The following is a 14,646-nucleotide window of genomic DNA, read 5'->3' as shown; positions in this document are numbered from 1 at the left end:
CGGCCCGGGCCGCGGAGGCGGCAGGACTTCCATGACCAAGCCCCGCTACAGCACGATCCGCCGAGTCGCCGTCCATGTGCCCGCGGATCGTCAGACCGGCACGGAGATCGAGGACGAGATCCGCTCCCGACACCCCGGCCTCCGTGTGCTGCCCGGCCTGCTGCGCCAGATGTACGGCTTCGAGGAGCGCCGCGTGGCGCCCGCCGACGCCTGGCCCTCCGACCTCGCAGCGGCAGCGGCCCGGCGCCTTCTCGACGAGTGCCGCCTCGGCCCCGACGCCGTGGACCTGCTCGTCTTCGCCTCCGCGAGCAAGGACCTGGAGGAGCCGGCCACCGCGCACGTCGTGGCCGACAAACTCGGCGTCACGGCACCGGCCTTCGACGTCCAGAACGCCTGCAACGGCGTCCTCAACGCCGTGGAGATCGCCGACGCGATGATCCGCGCGGGCCGCCATCGCCGCGTGCTCATCGCCACCGGCGAGCGGGGCAGCATGCTCGCCCGCTTCCCGGTGCGCGACCGCGACGAACTCGCCCTGCTGTTGCCCGCCCTCACGCTCGGCGACCTGGGGGCCGCACTCCTGATGGAGGCGAGCGAACGCCCCGGCCTGATCGGCATCCACTTCGTCACCAACTCGTCCGGCTGGCGGGCCGCGACGGTCACCAACCCGTACCTCGCGCCGAGTGCCCCGGCGATGTCCCTGCGCTTCGACTCCCAGGCGCTGGCCGCCTCTTTCACGGGGATGGAGCAGCAGGCCATGGACGCACTGCGCGAATGGGGCCGCAAACCCGACGATCTCGATGTCGTCTGCGTGCACCAGCCGTCCGTCGCCTTCACACGCGCCATCCTCGACTCGACCGGCATCGACCCCGGCAGGGCCGTGGCCACCTTCCCCCGCTACGGCAACGTCGCCACCGCGAGCCTGCCCCTGCAACTCGTCGAGGCCGCCCGGGAAGGCAGGCTGCGCCCCGGCGCTCTGGTGGCCCTCCTCGGTCTCGCCAGCGGAGCCTCCGCCGGAATCGCCCTCGTGGAATGGCAGCCCGACCCCGCTTGACGATCGCAGCCGCCGCCCGGACCCGACCCCTACGCAAGGAACGCGCCATGCACGCCACCACCGACACCTACCGCGCCGTCTGCGCTGCCCTCACCACCACCTTCCGTATCCCCGAGGACGAACTGTCACCGGACGTCACCCTGGAACAGCTCGAACTGGACTCGCTTGCGCTGGCCGAATTCGTCCTGGTTCTCGAGGAGCGGCTCGGGGTGCGGGCCGACAGCGGGGCTGCCGCCCGCTCCACAACGCTGGCCGAAGTGACCGCTTACCTCGACGACCTGCGCGCGGCCGGGGCGACGGCCCGATGACCCCGGCCAGGCCGCCGATCGCCGTCACCGGCCTCGGTCTGATCACCCCCGCAGGCCAAGGGGCCGAGGCCACCTGGGAGGCGGTCTGCGCCGGACGTTCCCTGGCCGCACGCGACCCCGCCCTGGAGGGCCTGCCCGTGGATTTCTCCTGCCGTCTCCCGCTCCGGGAGGAGGACATCGACCGGTGCGTCGGCCGCAAGTCCTGGCGCATGGGCCGATTCGCCAAGCTCGGTGTCCTCGCCGCCCGGGAAGCGGTGCGCGACGCGGGCCTGGATCCGGCGAGTTGGCACGGAGCCCGCGTGGCCACGGTCATCGGCTGCGGCATGGGCGGCACCGAGAAGTGGGAGGAACAGCACCTGCGGCTCGAGCGCCGTGGCCCCGACCTGGTCTCACCCCTCGCCATCCCCATGATCATTCCGAACCTGGTGGCCGGCGAGGTCTCCATCGACCTGCACGCCCACGGGGTCAGCCTGGCACCGGCCACCGCCTGCGCCTCCGGCGCCACCGCCATCGCCCTGTCCCGCGACCTGCTCGCCGCCGGCCTGTGCGACGTGGCCGTGGCGGGTGGCGTCGAGGCCGCCGTCAGCCGCCTCACCACGACCGGATTCTGGCGCATGGGTGCCCTGTCCGAGCGGACCCACGCGGTCACCGAGGCATCCCGCCCCTTCGCCGCCGACCGGGACGGCTTCGTGATGGCCGAGGGCGCCGGCATCCTGGTCCTGGAACGCGCCGCAGACGCCGCTGCCCGAGGCGCGCGCCCCCGTGCGCTGCTCGCCGGGTGCGGCAGCACCTCCGACGCACACCACCCCACCGCTCCGCCGGAGGGCGCCGAGGGCGCGGAGGCGGCCCTGCGCACCGCCCTCGCCGAAGCGGACCTCGCCCCCGCTGACGTGGACCACGTCAACGCCCACGGCACGTCCACGCCCCTCAACGACGCCACCGAGGCCGCGCTGATCGCCCGCGCCCTGCCGCACCGCCCCAGCGTCACCGCCGCCAAAGGCGTGCTGGGCCATACCCTCGGTGCGGCCGGCGCGATCGAGGCGGCCCTGACGGTCCTGACCATCCGGCATCGCCGCGTACCGCCGATCGCCAACCTCCAGGCTCCCGCGCCCGAGTTCGACATCGACTGCGTCACCAAACAGCCCCGCCGCCAGGACGTGCGCACGGCCGTCAGCCACTCCTTCGGCTTCGGCGGACACAATGTCGTCCTGGCTTTCACCGAGGCATGATCACCCCCGAACCGGCCCTACGCCCCCACACCGCCCGGTAGTTGAAGAGCCCCCAACAGGGAGTCCGCGATGCCCGCCAGTCCGGCGCGGGGTCGGCTCTCGGGCACGTCGCACAACGTGCCCGGCACACACCGCAGACCTCAGCGATGTTGGCGGGGCTGCCCTCGGGACGGCCCCGCCGCGTGCCGTCAGGCCCGGCGGCGCCGCCCCCGGCCGTACCCGCTACCAGGACCGGGTCACGGCAGGACCTGGATCTTCCGGCCCTTGCCGGCCTGGAACTGCTGCAAGGCCCCGGTGTAGTCCGCCAGCGGCAGCCGGTCGCTGATGAATACGTCGGGGTCGAGCACTCCGGCGGCGAACAGCTCGGCGGCGCGCTCGTAGCTGTGCAGGACCGCCATCGAGCCGGTGATGGTGATCTCCTCGTTGTAGATGCGGTACGGGTCGATCGTGGCCTGGGCCGCGTAGTCGGCGACACCGAACTGGAGGTAGGTTCCGCCCTTGCCGACCCGGCCCAGGGCGTCCTGGATGGCATGGGCGTTGCCGGTGGCGTCGATGACCACGTCCCAGCCGCGGGGGCGTTCGATCGCGTCGGCCGTGGTCGCCGCATTGCTGCAGCCCAGGGTGCGGGCCGTGGTGAGCCGGTCCTCGTTGAGGTCCACCATGTCGACCGTGGCGGCGCCGGTGCGCTTGGCGAGTTCCAGCATCATCAGGCCCATCGTGCCCGAGCCGTAGATGAGCACATGGCTGGCGAGGGAGCTGCGCAGGATGTCGTAGCCGCGTACCGCGCAGGACAGCGGTTCGATGAGGGCGGCGTCCTCGGTGCGGACGTGGTCGGGGAGTTTGACGCAGTTGGCGGCGGGGGCGGCCGTGTACTCGGCGGCGCCACCGGGGACCGTGACGCCGATGGCGTTCCAGCGCTCGCAGAGGTTGCCGCGTCCGAGACGGCAGTAGTGACACTCGTGGCAGTGGAGCGACGGATCGACCGCCACCCGGTCGCCGACCTTCAGGTCGCGCACGCCGGAGCCCAGTGCGACGACCTCGCCTGCGAACTCGTGCCCGGGAACGATGGGCAGGGTGGGCGCGAACTCGCCCTGCAGGATGTGCAGATCGGTGCCGCACAGACCGCAGGCGGAGACATCGATCACCACCTGCCCCGGGCCCGGTGTGGGGTCGTCGACGCTCTCGACGCCGACCTGGCCGGGCGAGCTGATGACGGCAGCTTTCACTTGACTGCTCCAAGGGACAGGCCCTGGACCAGCTTGTCCTGGGCGGCGAAACCGGCGATGAGCACCGGCAGGGAGACGCAGACGGCGGCGGCGCACACCTTGGCCAGGAAGAGGCCCTGGCTGGTGACGAAGCCGGTGAGGAACACGGGTGCGGTGCTGGAGACGACTCCGGTGAGCACCCGGGCGAAGAGCAGTTCGTTCCAGCTGAAGATGAAGGAGATCAGCGCGGTGGCGGCGATGCCCGGGGCAACGACCGGCGCGACGATCCGGGCCAGCGTCGTGGGCAGTCCGGCGCCGTCGATGGAGGCCGCTTCGAGGATCTCGACGGGGACCTCGGAGAGGAAGGAGCGCATCATCCACACCGCGATCGGCAGGTTCATCGAGGTGTAGAGGACGATCAGCACGGCGACGTTGTCGAGCATCCCGGTGTTCTGCGCGATCAGGTAGACCGGCAGCAGGCCGGCCACCGCGGGCAGCATCTTGGTGGACAGGAAGAAGAACATCGCGTCGCTCCACTTGCGCACCGGCTTGATGGAGAGCGCGTAGGCGGCAGGCATGGACAGCACCAGGACCAGCAGAGTGGAGACGACACTCGCGCTCAAGGAGTTGATCAGCGGCGGCCAGGGGCTGACACCGGTGCTTGCGCCGAAGAACTCCCGGTAGCCCTGGAAGGTCAGCGGTGCCCCGATGCTCGGCGGGTTGGTGGCCGCGTTCGGCTCGCTGTGCAGCGAGGTGAGCACCATCCAGGCGACCGGAAGGAAGAACACGATGCCGCACAGCCAGGCCAGCAGGCCCAGCGCACTGCGCTTGCGCCGTGCCGCGGAGCCCTGGTCGGTGCTGCGGCGCGGTACGGATGTGGTGATCGACGCGGCCATCAGCGGATCTCCTCTCTCAGCAGCGACGAGACGGTCCTCAGCGCGAACGTGGCCACGACGAGCGAGAACAGGACGACGATGACGCCCTCCGCGGAGGCCTGCCCGTAGTCGTGGGCCTGGTAGAAGGTCTCGTAGACCGTGTAGGGCAGGTTGGCGGTGCCGAGGCCGCCGCCGGTGAGGGTGAAGACGGCGTCGAAGTTCTGCACCACGTAGATGCTGCCGAGCAGTGCGGCGAGCTCCAGATAGCGGCGCAGGTGGGGGAAGGTCAGAAAGCGGAACACCTGCCAGGTGGTCGCGCCGTCCACCCGGGCCGCCTCGACGGCGTCCATGGGGCGGCTCTGCAGTCCGGCGAGCAGGATCAGCATCATGAACGGCGTCCACTGCCACACCAGCGACGCCTCCACGGACATCAGCGGCAGCGAGGACAGCCAGTCGGGCTGTGGTGCACTGTCGCTGCCGAACAGACTCCACACCCAGGTCAGCGTGCCGTTGAACAACCCGTACGTGGCGTTGTACAGGGCGTGCTTCCACAGCAGCGCGGACGCCACGGGCACGATGAGGAAAGGTGTGATCAGCATGGTGCGGACGAGGCCGCGGCCGCGGAACTTGCGGTCCAGCAGCAGCGCAAGGCCCAGGCCCAGCACCAGGCTGACCAGGACCACGGTGGCGGTCAGCGCGACGGTGGTCAGCAGAGCGGACCGCAGCTGCGGGTCCGTCACCGCGTCCTGGTAGTTCTGCAGGCCCGCGAAGCCCCGGTTGCCAGGGTCCAGGGCGTTCCAGCGCATGAACGAGATCACCAGGGTGCCGACGAACGGCAGTTGGGTGACCACGATCATGAAGATCAGGGCGGGGAGCAGCGGGGCCCGCCGGGCCCATGCACCGCGGGGTCGCCGGGAGGAAGGGCTCGCCTTCTCCGCGGTCTGCGGCGCCCGCATTCGCCCGGTCAGCGAGGTGGTGGTGGTCATGGTGTGTCTCCGCTGTGCGCCCGCCTCCCGGCCGCGCGGGTGCAGGGCCGGGATGCCGGGTAGCGTCGGGTGGATCGAGGACGGGTCACTTGGCCGCATGCTTGGCGGCGACCTTCTCGGCGAGCGCCTGACTGGTCTTCAGCGCCTTCTCGACGCTGGTGCGGCCGGCGATGGCGGAGCTGATCTGCTGGGAGACCTGCGTGCCCAGGTCGGTGAACTCGGGGATGCCGACGAACTGGATACCGGGGGCGGGCCGGGGCTGCACGCCGGGGTTCTGCGGGTCCGCGGACTTCAGCGCCTGCGCGGTCGCATCGGCGAACGCCGAAGCCGCCGCGGTGTACTTGGGGTTGGCGTAGGTGGAGGTCCGCTTGCCCGCGGGAACCCGGGACCAGCCGAGCTTCTTGCCGACCAGGTCCTCGTAACTCTTGCCTGATGCCCAGGAGATGAACTTCCAGGCGTCGCCCTGGTGCTTGCTGGCCTTCTGCAGGCCCCAGGCCCATGTGTAGAGCCAGCCCGAGCTCTTGGTCTGGTCGACCGGCGCGGGCGCGTAGCCCATCTTTCCGGCCACCGGCGATCCGTCGGCCTCCAGCGATCCGGCCGCCGAGGTCGCGTCGTACCACATGGCGACCTTGCTCTGCTCCATGTTGTTGAGGCACTCGGCGAACCCCGACTGCGGGGCCCCCGCCTCGCCGTGGGCGCGGACGAGGTCGACGTAGAACTTGGTGGCCTTGGTGAACGCGGGGCTGTCGACCTGGGCCTTCCAGTCCTTGTCGAACCAGGTGCCGCCCATGGTGTTGACCACCGTGGTCAGCGGGGCCATCAGCTCGCCCCAACCGGGCAGACCGCGCAGGCAGATGCCCTTCATCCCGGGCTTCGCGCCGTCCGCCTTGGCCGCCAGGCCGGCCACCTGCTGCCAGGTGGGGTTGGCCGGCATGGTCAGCCCCTTCTCCTTGAAGACGTCCTTGCGGTACATCAGGAAGGACGACTCGCCGTAGAACGGTTCGGCGTATATCTGCCCGGACGCCGTCAGGGACTCCTGCATGGCGGGCAGGATGTCGCCCTGGTCGAAGGCGGTGTCCTTCTTGGTGTACGAGGTGAGCGGGGCGAGCCAGCCGTTCTTGGCGTAGATCGGGGTCTCGTAATTGCTGATCGTGGCCACGTCGTACTGGCCGGCCTGGCTCGAGAAGTCCTGGGTGATCTTGTCGCGGACGTCGTTCTCGGGCAGCACCGTGAAGTTGACCTTGATGCCGGTCTCCTTGGTGAAATTCGCCGCGGTGAGCTTCTGCAGGTCCTGCATCTGCGGGTTGTTCACCATCAGCACGTTGATGGAGTGGGAGCCGGAGCCGCCGCCGGCTCCGCCGGCACCGGCGCATGCGGTGAGCAGTGCGCCGCAGACCGCCAGGGCGCCCAGGGGCACTGCGCGGCGCAGGGTGCGTGGTCTTGTGTTCATGATCGTCCCTTTCATGAAATGTCGGGTATGAAGGCTCGGGAGTGGGGATCGGGCGTGCGTGTGCGGGCTGGGGCTGCCGCCCGGACGGCTCCGGCGGATCAGCAGCCGACGGGGGAGTGCGGGTCCAGCCGCTCAGACTCGGTGGACGCGGGGTCCCATCAGTGAGTAGCGGTGCGCCTCGGAGTTCGACAGCCCGGCATCGGTGACGATCGCTTCGAAGTCACCGACCTCGGCGAAGCGGCAGAAGCTGCTCGCGCCGAACTTGCTGTGGTGGCCCATGAAGACGCGTCGCCGCGACGCGGCCAGCGCCCTGGCCTTGACGTCGGCCACCACCGGATCGGGGGTGGTCAGACCGAGCTCCCGGGAGATGCCGTTCGACCCCATGAAGGCAAGGTCGACGACAAAACCCTGGAGCATGGCGCAGGCCCATGAGCCCACTGTGGCCAGCGTCCGGGACCGGACACGACCTCCGAGGAGCAGCACGGTGTGCGGGGAGTCCACGATCGCGGCCGCCGTGGACAGTGAGGCGGTGACCACCGTGAGGGGGCGGTCGCCCGGGAGCAACGAGGCGAGGAGCTGTGGGGTGTAGCCCTCGTCCACGAATACGGTCTCCGCATCGCCGAGAAGTTTGACCGCCTCCGCGGCAATGCGGCGCTTGTCGGCGATATGCAGGGTCACCCGCTCGGAGAGACCGGTTTCAAAACCCGCCCCTTCGACCGGATAGGCGCCGCCGTAGGTGCGGCGGAGCAGACCCCTGCGTTCCAGTACGCCGAGATCGCGGCGGATGGTCTCCGGTGCGACGGCCAGGTCGACGGCCATGGTGGTGACTTCGACCCGGCCCTGATGGCGGGCGAGCGCAAGAATCCTGCCCTGACGTTCTTCGGCATTCACCGCGCTCACCTCGCTTTGGTACCGGTTCGGGCAAGGCGTGCCCGGTCGCGCCGCATATTTATATCAACGGCCTTTTCCGGTTCAGCGGCCCGCAATGGGCAGGAATCTGCCCGATAATGCCCGGTGAGATTGGCTGGGAAGCGCAGTTCAGGGGCCGAATTACCGCTTGCTTATCCCCTTTCGATGCCCGCGTGCGGCTGCTTCGGTGCCCGATCCGGGCGGAGGCGGTACCCATGCAGGTGGGTGCGGTGCGGCCATGGCGTCTCCGAGGTGAACGGCCCTGCCCCCAGGGACGGCCGTCAATGTTGTGCACTCTCTTGACTGTGGCAACAAAAGAGCCCTACATTCCTCGACGCCTTCGCTCAGTGCACTGAGCATCTGCTCCGGCCCGCCCGCACCCCCCCGCATCCGCCCCCAAGGAGCCGCACCGTGTCTGCCGGAACCCGTACCCGCATTCCCCGCACACGTCTGCGTATCGCCCTGGCCGCCCTGGTCACGCTGGCGTCCGCGGCGCTCACCACCCTCCCCTCACCGGCCGCCCAGGCGGACACCCCGGCCACGACCCACCTCACCGGCACCCTCTCCGACGGCGCCACCTGGATCGCCGACGTACCCGAGAACTGGAACGGCACCCTGCTGCTGTTCAGCCATGGCTTCGGCCCCACCGTCGCCAGGGACGCCCCCACCGACGCCGTACGCACCGAACTGCTCGCCGAGGGCTACGCGCTGACCGGATCGTCGTACGACCCCCATGGCTCGATGTGGGCCCTGAACAGCGCCGAACGCGACCAGTTCGCCACGCTCGGCGCCGTCACCGCGAAGATCGGCACCCCGCGGCGCACGCTGGCCGTCGGCCAGTCCATGGGCGGACTCGTCAACGCGCAGCTGGCCCGTGACGGCGGCGGGCACATAGACGGCGCGCTCGGCCAGTGCGGCCTGGTCGCGGGCGGCACGGATCTGGACAACTACCAACTGGACGCCGAGTACACCATCGCCCGCCTGCTGCTGCCCGGACAGGACGTGAAACTCGTGCGGTTCGGCACCTCCGCCGAGGCGTCCGCCACCGCCGACCTGCTGACCAAGGCGGTCACCGCCGCCCAGTCCACCCCGCAGGGCCGGGCCCGGATCGCGCTGGCCGCCGCCTACCTCAACCTGCCCGCCTGGTCGCCCGGAAAGGACCGGCCCGCCCCGACCGACTGGGCGGGCCAGGAGGAGCAGCAGTACGACTGGTTCGCGCAGGGCATCCTGTCGTTCGTCGAGGGCGGCCGCTACGCCGTCGAGCAGTCCGTCGGCGGCAGCAACTCCTGGAATCGGGGCGTGGATTACGGCCGCCTGCTCGCCGGTTCGGAACACGCATCCCAGGTCCGTGCCCTCTACCAGGCGGCCGGTCTCGACCTGCATGCCGATCTGCGCACACTGACCGAGGGCGCCGCGATCGCCGCCGATCCCGCCGCCGTCCGCACCGCGCAGCGGACGTCCTCCGCGGGCCAGGGACTCGAGGTGCCCCTGCTCGACGTTCACACCACCGCCGACAACCTGGTCCCGGTGCAGCAGGAGAACCGCTTCGCCGCTCGCGTGCGCGCCTCCGGCGACGGCGCGCTGCTGCGGCAGGCGTACGTCGAGCGGCAGGGCCACTGCACGTTCACCACCGCCGAGACGGTGGCCGCCCTGCACGCTCTCGAACACCGCGTCACCACCGGCCGTTGGGACGACGCCGCGACCCCGACGGCGCTCCAGCGGTCCGCCACCGCGCTCGGCCTGGACGGGGCGGCGTATGTCCCCTACCGCCCGGCCCGGCTGACGGTCGGCCGCGACGGCCCGGCGTACCCTGCCGACCGCTGAGTTCGGGATCGCTCATGTCGCTGGGGGCACGGCCGTGGGTGGCCACGGCCGTGCCCGGTGCGAGGTGCTGAGGATCGGGAAGCGCCGTGCCGCCGGACGGCCACCGCTTCACCGCCAGCCCCGCCCACTGAGGGAACTGTCCGGCGATCAAGCGCCGTACAAGGCCGTCGTCCATGGGGTGCATATCGGGGTGCATATCGGGATGCATCTGCCCCGCGCTCATGGACGGCATCCGAACACCGGGCACCGACGGGCGGCAAACGCCTTCCCAGTCGGCACTTTCGCAACCGGCCCCAGGTCAGCCCTAGGTCCATGTGCCGAGTCCGGTTCGGACCGGGGGCGGGTCCCAGGCCCGGCCTGCGTCGCTAGCGTTGGCGATCAGCTTGGCCCACCCCGGTGTCATGGGTGAATCCGAGGAGAGCGATGCCCAGCAGCGGCTATACGTACCTCTGCAAGTTCGACGAATTGAAGGAGGGCGTGCCTCGGCGGTTCGAGACGGAGGGCGTCGCCGTCTCCCTCGTGCTGACCGAGCAACAGGTGTTCGCGATCCATGACGTGTGCTCGCACAGTGCCGTCTCCCTCTCCGAGGGCGAGGTGGACGGGTGCACGGTCGAATGCTGGCTGCATGCCTCCCGCTTCGACCTGCGCACCGGACACCCCCTCGACCCGCCGGCGACACGCCCCGTCCCCGTGTATCCGGTACGGATCGAGGACGGCTGCGTGTACGCACGCCTCGTACCGCGGGCCGGTCGGTGACGCAGGTGCCGGACGATGCCGCTGCGGAGCGTGCCGATGCCGCCCGCAACCGTGCCCGGCTGTTGGAGGCAGCCGCATGGCTGGTGGCCGACCGGGGAGCCGAGCATGTGACGATGCACGAGGTCGCGCAGACGGCCGGCGTGGGGAAGGGCACCCTGTTCCGACGGTTCGGCGACCGCAGCGGTCTCCTGCTGGCTCTGGTGGGCGACACCGAGGCGGAATTCCATGAGGCGTACACCTTCGGTCCCCCTCCGTTGGGGCCGGGGGCACCGGCGAAAGACCGGCTGGCGGCGTTCGGTTGTGCCCTGATCGAGCGCGTCGCCGACGATACGGACCTGGGCCCGGCGCTGGGGCGTCAGATCCCCTGCGAACGACGCCAGGCCTCGCACTACGGCCGCGCCTTTCACCACCATGTCTCGTCGCTCCTGCAGGAGGCGGGCGTCGAGGGCGATCACGACATGCTTGCCCACGCCCTGCTCGCCTTCACGGACCTCGAGATGATGGACCACCTGCGCAACCAGTGCCAGGCCACCACCGCACGCCTGCAGAGCACTTGGGTGGACCTGGTACGGCGAGTCACAGCTGGCCAGGATGAGGGCCCAGTACTTGCCGTAGCCGCCGGGACCGGTGACCACCATCAGTGAACCGGGCTCGTGAACCAGTGAGAGGACTCGATCAGGGGGTCGAGCATGCCCGAGACGGGCACCACCACAGCCGGGACCCGGCGCACTGGACCCAGATCGGCAACGCGCTGGACCGGCCGAGCCAACTGCGCCTGCCGCTGGACTCGCCCTCCTCGGGCGGGATTTACGCCGACTGGTCCGACTACGAGCCGCTCGATCACTGAACACCTTGCTGACGAGCCAACAGGACCCTGGACAAGTCCCATCGTTGCAGTTCAGGAGCACTCTCCGCTTATTTGATCAAGACGTGGACGAGTACGCCCATGAAAGCGCGAGGCCAATCTCGCTCTTCTCCCCTCGGCGGTCATGAACGTCTCGGTTCCCCACACCATCGGGTCGAGTTCAGCGTGGGGCGTGCCCTAAAGCTCGTAACGCGATCACGATCCGGTCTTCTTGAGGCGTGTCCACGCGTGCGGGTCGTCGGCGGTGCGCGCCCCGAGGGCGCGATGTCCTCCGGGGCGCGCGGCAGGGGTTCGGGTTCAGGCGTTGTAGCCGCCGTGGGCGTCCAGCACCGCGCCCGTGACGTACGACGCGGCGGGGCTCGCCAGAAAGGCGATCGCCGCGGCGATTTCTTCGGGGTGCCCCACGCGTTGCAGGGACAGCGAGCTGACCAGGGCCTTGAGGGTCTCGGGGCCCGGCCCTTCCATGCCGCCCTCCATCAGTCCGGCCTCCACGACGTTGGCCGTGATGTCCCGGGGCCCGAGGTCCCGTGCGACCCCCATGGTGTACCTCTCGATCCCGGACTTGGTCGCCGAGTAGTCGGCAAGGCCCGGGGCGCCGACCCGGGAGCCCAGTCCGGAACTCACCGTGATGATGCGGCCGCCCGCGCGCAGCACTCGGGAGGCGGCCCGGATGACGGCGATCACGCCGAGGTAGTTGGTGGCGTGCATCCGGTCCAGTGCGGCGGTGTCGGCGTCCGGGTCGTCCACCGTGCGGCCCTGCTCCACCGAGATCGCCGCGTTGTTGACGAGGATGTCCAGGCCCCCGAAGTGCGCGACCACGTCGTCGATCAGCGCCGGTGCCCGGCTCATGTCCGCCTGGTCGGACTGGAAGGCGACGGCCTTCGCTCCCTTGCCGTGCACCTCGTCGACGACAGCCTGCGCCTGCTTCTCGGAGCTGACATAGGTGAAGGCGACGTCGGCGCCCTGCTCGGCCAGCAGCCGTACCGTCGCGGCTCCCAGTCCGCGCGACCCCCCGGTGACCAGGGCGACCTTGCCCGTGAGTGGCTTGCTCATTCTTCTCACCTCGTTGATTGACCCATCCCGGCAGTCGCAACGCTAATTGTTACGACAGCTTGTTGCAACCTTAGCTGTTACGACTGCGCTGTCGTAACATGAAGCGTTGCAGCCGAGAGGAGGGGTCCATGAGCGCCAACAGCAGGTTGACCATTGCCGCCCACGCGCTTGCCTGGATCGGTCTCTACCAGCGCCAGGGCCATGAGGTCGCCACCTCCGAGCAGATCGCGACCAGCGCGAACACCAACCCCGTGGTGATCAGGCGGCTGCTCGGCGAGCTGCGCAGGGCTGGGCTCGTGGAGTCCCGGCGGGGCGTGGGCGCGGGCTGGTCGCTGGCGCGCGAGCTGGAGTCGATGACCCTGCTCGACGTGTACGAGGCAGTGGAACCCGGCCCGCTGTTCGCAATGCACCGCACCACTCCGGACCAGGAATGCGTGGTGGGTCACGGCATCCAGCCGGCAATGCAGAGCATCTACGAGGGCATCGAGCAGACCGTGAGACACGAGCTGGCCCGCGTCACGCTCGCGAACGTACTGCGGGACGTACTCGCGGCACCTCGCTAGCCTCCCCATTACGCCCTGACATCACCAAAATCCCCATCCATGCCCAGGCCGGCGAATAGCCTGGCAACTCCTGCCGCTGGAGCCGGGGTTCGGTTCCGGACAGACCCGCTGGCGGCGCCTGGAGCGGTGGCAGCAGGCTGGGGTCTTCGGCCAACTGCACCGCATCCTGCTCGCCGAGCTGAACGGGGCCGGCGAACTCGACTGGTCCCGCGCGTGCATGGACGGCTCCCACGTCCGCGCGACGGCCCGGCCGCCCGTGCCGCCACCCCGGCTCACTCCTCGGTGACAAGGGCTACGACTCCGACCCCAACCGGCGGGAACTGCGCAAGCGGCGGATCCTGCCGGTCATTTCCCGCAAGGGCGCCCCGAACATCAAAGGCCTGGGCAAACTCCGCTACGGCGTCGAGCAAACCTTCGCCCTGCGCGACCAGTTCAAACGCCTCGCCGTCCGTTGGGAACGCCGAACCGAGCTCCACGACGCCTTCGATTCGTTGGCCGGCAGCCTCATCTGCTGGAGACGCCTCAAGAAGGCCCGCCCATGATCGTGTTACGAGCTCATAGGAAGCCGCGAGCCCCGAGCAGGGGTGGCTTCAGTTGCAAAGCCCGCTGCACGGCCCCAGCCACAGTGGACCGCAGCCGTAATCGGTCCAGTTGCACGAGGCGTAGCACACCGTGTCGCAGCTTCCGGTCCCCGCGCACTGGGAATTGCAGTCCACCGCCTGGATGCTCTGATCGCTCCTAGGCGCAGCGCCTTGAGTGTCGGCAGGGCCCAGCGCCCTGAGAATCGCCCGCGCCTCCCTCTGGCCGAACGCCGCCACAACCGCCGTCTCCAGCTCTTCGACGGCTGCTCCCTGCCGGCGCCCCGCGATGATCTGCGGTGCCAGCCGCGTCGCGTCGTCAAGGACGGCGGACTGCTCGGCGGACAGACCGGGGTGCGTCTTCCGGTAGTTCGCGAAGTGCGCCACCCACAGAGCACTCCGAGCCGAAGCGGACAGCGCGCCGTAAATGGCGCGCCGATAGTCCGCGGGGTAGGAAGCGAACTCGGAGTAGCCGGAGGGCAGCCGGTCGGGGTTGGCCTTCACCCATCGCGACGCCTTACTGCCTTTGGCGCGGGTCACAGCCTGCGCGGGTGAGGTTGCCAGGCCGCCGGTGACCAGAAACGTTCCCAGGGCCAGCCCCGGCACGGCCTTGAGGATTCCTCGACGGCTCGGGGGCCGGAGCGCATCGAGGTCGCGGAGCGCGCGCACCACCCGCAGCGAGTCCGACGGCCCCAACAGCCGCGCCAGGCGGAGGGACAGCGCGGCTCCGGTCCAGGCCCGTACCTGGTCGCCGTTGACCGCCAACAGGGTCGGGGCCCACTCGGCCCCTTCCCCCAGGGCACGCGCGCGCAGGCCGCGAATACGGGGTTCCGTGAGGCCCGCAATGGTCAACGTGCCGTCGACGGACAGGCGAACCCGATCCACCACTTCTTCGCAGAATCGGCAGTCGGCGTCGAATGCCAATATCCACTCGGTCACAAGCTTCTCCCCACGTTTAAGTGACAACCCGTCCCATGGTGTAGCGCGACATTCA

General features: G+C 69.9%; 16 protein-coding genes and 1 pseudogene. 9 read left to right on the top strand and 8 right to left on the bottom strand.

Going from position 1 to position 14,646, the window contains the following annotated elements; translation table 11 throughout:
* Nucleotides 1-31 precede the first annotated feature (31 nt).
* The 3 genes from ACFY10_RS44520 to ACFY10_RS44510 are packed head-to-tail and all read left to right on the top strand — an operon-like array spanning nt 32 to nt 2,588.
* Nucleotides 32-1,051: a 3-oxoacyl-ACP synthase III family protein gene (locus tag ACFY10_RS44520; RefSeq protein WP_390671075.1), complete on the top strand. Its 1,020-nt coding sequence runs from the start codon at nt 32-34 to the stop codon at nt 1,049-1,051.
* Nucleotides 1,052-1,098: 47 nt separating this feature from the next.
* Nucleotides 1,099-1,359 (top strand): acyl carrier protein, encoded by a 261-nt coding sequence (locus tag ACFY10_RS44515; RefSeq protein ID WP_390671074.1) that lies wholly within the window; start codon nt 1,099-1,101, stop codon nt 1,357-1,359.
* On the top strand, nt 1,356-2,588 hold the full coding sequence (locus tag ACFY10_RS44510; RefSeq protein ID WP_390671073.1) for a beta-ketoacyl-[acyl-carrier-protein] synthase family protein: 1,233 nt from the start codon (nt 1,356-1,358) through the stop codon (nt 2,586-2,588). Before ACFY10_RS44515 ends, ACFY10_RS44510 begins: the two co-directional genes overlap by 4 nt.
* Before the next feature lie 236 nt (nt 2,589-2,824).
* Here ACFY10_RS44510 and ACFY10_RS44505 read toward each other — a convergent pair whose 3' ends face one another.
* From ACFY10_RS44505 to ACFY10_RS44485, 5 genes are all read right to left on the bottom strand, one after another.
* Nucleotides 2,825-3,814 (bottom strand): zinc-dependent alcohol dehydrogenase family protein, encoded by a 990-nt coding sequence (locus tag ACFY10_RS44505; protein ID WP_390671072.1) that lies wholly within the window; start codon nt 3,812-3,814, stop codon nt 2,825-2,827.
* Nucleotides 3,811-4,689, bottom strand: coding sequence for a carbohydrate ABC transporter permease (locus tag ACFY10_RS44500; RefSeq protein WP_390671071.1), 879 nt, complete (start codon nt 4,687-4,689; stop codon nt 3,811-3,813). The genes ACFY10_RS44505 and ACFY10_RS44500 overlap by 4 nt, the downstream gene beginning before the upstream one ends.
* Nucleotides 4,689-5,654 (bottom strand): carbohydrate ABC transporter permease, encoded by a 966-nt coding sequence (locus ACFY10_RS44495; protein ID WP_390671070.1) that lies wholly within the window; start codon nt 5,652-5,654, stop codon nt 4,689-4,691. The genes ACFY10_RS44500 and ACFY10_RS44495 overlap by 1 nt, the downstream gene beginning before the upstream one ends.
* An 85-nt stretch (nt 5,655-5,739) precedes the next feature.
* A complete protein-coding gene (locus ACFY10_RS44490; RefSeq protein WP_390671069.1) occupies nt 5,740-7,104 on the bottom strand; it encodes an ABC transporter substrate-binding protein in 1,365 nt (454 codons plus the stop codon).
* Between the two features lie 132 nt (nt 7,105-7,236).
* Nucleotides 7,237-7,995 carry a DeoR/GlpR family DNA-binding transcription regulator gene (locus ACFY10_RS44485; RefSeq protein ID WP_390671068.1) on the bottom strand — a complete coding sequence of 253 codons (759 nt, stop codon included), beginning with the start codon at nt 7,993-7,995 and terminating at the stop codon, nt 7,237-7,239.
* 429 nt (nt 7,996-8,424) lie between these two features.
* On the opposite strand from ACFY10_RS44485, the gene ACFY10_RS44480 reads away from it, so the two are divergent.
* Nucleotides 8,425-9,837 carry an alpha/beta hydrolase gene (locus ACFY10_RS44480; protein ID WP_390671067.1) on the top strand — a complete coding sequence of 471 codons (1,413 nt, stop codon included), beginning with the start codon at nt 8,425-8,427 and terminating at the stop codon, nt 9,835-9,837.
* An 85-nt stretch (nt 9,838-9,922) separates the two neighbouring features.
* Here the strand turns inward: ACFY10_RS44480 and ACFY10_RS44475 are convergent.
* Nucleotides 9,923-10,033 (bottom strand): annotated as a pseudogene (locus ACFY10_RS44475) (phosphotransferase); the annotation flags it as partial.
* A gap of 227 nt (nt 10,034-10,260) precedes the next feature.
* Between ACFY10_RS44475 and ACFY10_RS44470 the strand changes: the two are divergent.
* Genes ACFY10_RS44470 through ACFY10_RS44460 form a run of 3 tightly spaced genes read left to right on the top strand, consistent with a single transcriptional unit; the run spans nt 10,261 to nt 11,440 of the window.
* Complete coding sequence (locus ACFY10_RS44470) at nt 10,261-10,593, top strand: non-heme iron oxygenase ferredoxin subunit (protein WP_390671066.1); 333 nt, start codon at nt 10,261-10,263, stop codon at nt 10,591-10,593.
* A gap of 5 nt (nt 10,594-10,598) precedes the next feature.
* Nucleotides 10,599-11,237: a TetR/AcrR family transcriptional regulator gene (locus ACFY10_RS44465; protein ID WP_390671065.1), complete on the top strand. Its 639-nt coding sequence runs from the start codon at nt 10,599-10,601 to the stop codon at nt 11,235-11,237.
* A 17-nt stretch (nt 11,238-11,254) separates the two neighbouring features.
* On the top strand, nt 11,255-11,440 hold the full coding sequence (locus tag ACFY10_RS44460; RefSeq protein WP_390671174.1) for a hypothetical protein: 186 nt from the start codon (nt 11,255-11,257) through the stop codon (nt 11,438-11,440).
* A gap of 315 nt (nt 11,441-11,755) precedes the next feature.
* On the opposite strand, the gene ACFY10_RS44455 is transcribed toward ACFY10_RS44460, so the two are convergent.
* The gene (locus tag ACFY10_RS44455; protein WP_390671064.1) at nt 11,756-12,511 is read right to left on the bottom strand and encodes an SDR family NAD(P)-dependent oxidoreductase; all 756 of its coding nucleotides are present in this window, start codon (nt 12,509-12,511) and stop codon (nt 11,756-11,758) included.
* 128 nt (nt 12,512-12,639) lie between these two features.
* On the opposite strand from ACFY10_RS44455, the gene ACFY10_RS44450 reads away from it, so the two are divergent.
* Together ACFY10_RS44450 and ACFY10_RS44445 are read left to right on the top strand one after the other, a co-directional pair.
* Entirely contained in the window at nt 12,640-13,074 is a 435-nt protein-coding gene (locus ACFY10_RS44450) for an Rrf2 family transcriptional regulator (protein ID WP_390671063.1), read from the top strand.
* Between the two features lie 320 nt (nt 13,075-13,394).
* Nucleotides 13,395-13,616 carry a hypothetical protein gene (locus ACFY10_RS44445; protein WP_390671166.1) on the top strand — a complete coding sequence of 74 codons (222 nt, stop codon included), beginning with the start codon at nt 13,395-13,397 and terminating at the stop codon, nt 13,614-13,616.
* A 48-nt stretch (nt 13,617-13,664) separates the two neighbouring features.
* Here ACFY10_RS44445 and ACFY10_RS44440 read toward each other — a convergent pair whose 3' ends face one another.
* Entirely contained in the window at nt 13,665-14,591 is a 927-nt protein-coding gene (locus ACFY10_RS44440; RefSeq protein ID WP_390671062.1) for a bacteriocin fulvocin C-related protein, read from the bottom strand.
* Nucleotides 14,592-14,646: the final 55 nt, after the last annotated feature.

Origin of the sequence: Streptomyces sp. NPDC001401, from assembly GCF_042895385.1 — a bacterium.
Lineage (GTDB): Bacteria > Actinomycetota > Actinomycetes > Streptomycetales > Streptomycetaceae > Streptomyces.
This window is presented reverse-complemented; position numbering and strand designations above follow the sequence as displayed.

Coding starts and splice junctions, on each gene's coding strand:
- ACFY10_RS44520 (WP_390671075.1), top strand. CDS start 32: ATGACCAAGCCCCGCTACAGCACGATCCGCCGAGTCGCCGTCCATGTG.
- ACFY10_RS44515 (WP_390671074.1), top strand. CDS start 1,099: ATGCACGCCACCACCGACACCTACCGCGCCGTCTGCGCTGCCCTCACC.
- ACFY10_RS44510 (WP_390671073.1), top strand. CDS start 1,356: ATGACCCCGGCCAGGCCGCCGATCGCCGTCACCGGCCTCGGTCTGATC.
- ACFY10_RS44500 (WP_390671071.1), bottom strand. CDS start 4,689: ATGGCCGCGTCGATCACCACATCCGTACCGCGCCGCAGCACCGACCAG.
- ACFY10_RS44495 (WP_390671070.1), bottom strand. CDS start 5,654: ATGACCACCACCACCTCGCTGACCGGGCGAATGCGGGCGCCGCAGACC.
- ACFY10_RS44490 (WP_390671069.1), bottom strand. CDS start 7,104: ATGAACACAAGACCACGCACCCTGCGCCGCGCAGTGCCCCTGGGCGCC.
- ACFY10_RS44470 (WP_390671066.1), top strand. CDS start 10,261: ATGCCCAGCAGCGGCTATACGTACCTCTGCAAGTTCGACGAATTGAAG.
- ACFY10_RS44455 (WP_390671064.1), bottom strand. CDS start 12,511: ATGAGCAAGCCACTCACGGGCAAGGTCGCCCTGGTCACCGGGGGGTCG.
- ACFY10_RS44450 (WP_390671063.1), top strand. CDS start 12,640: ATGAGCGCCAACAGCAGGTTGACCATTGCCGCCCACGCGCTTGCCTGG.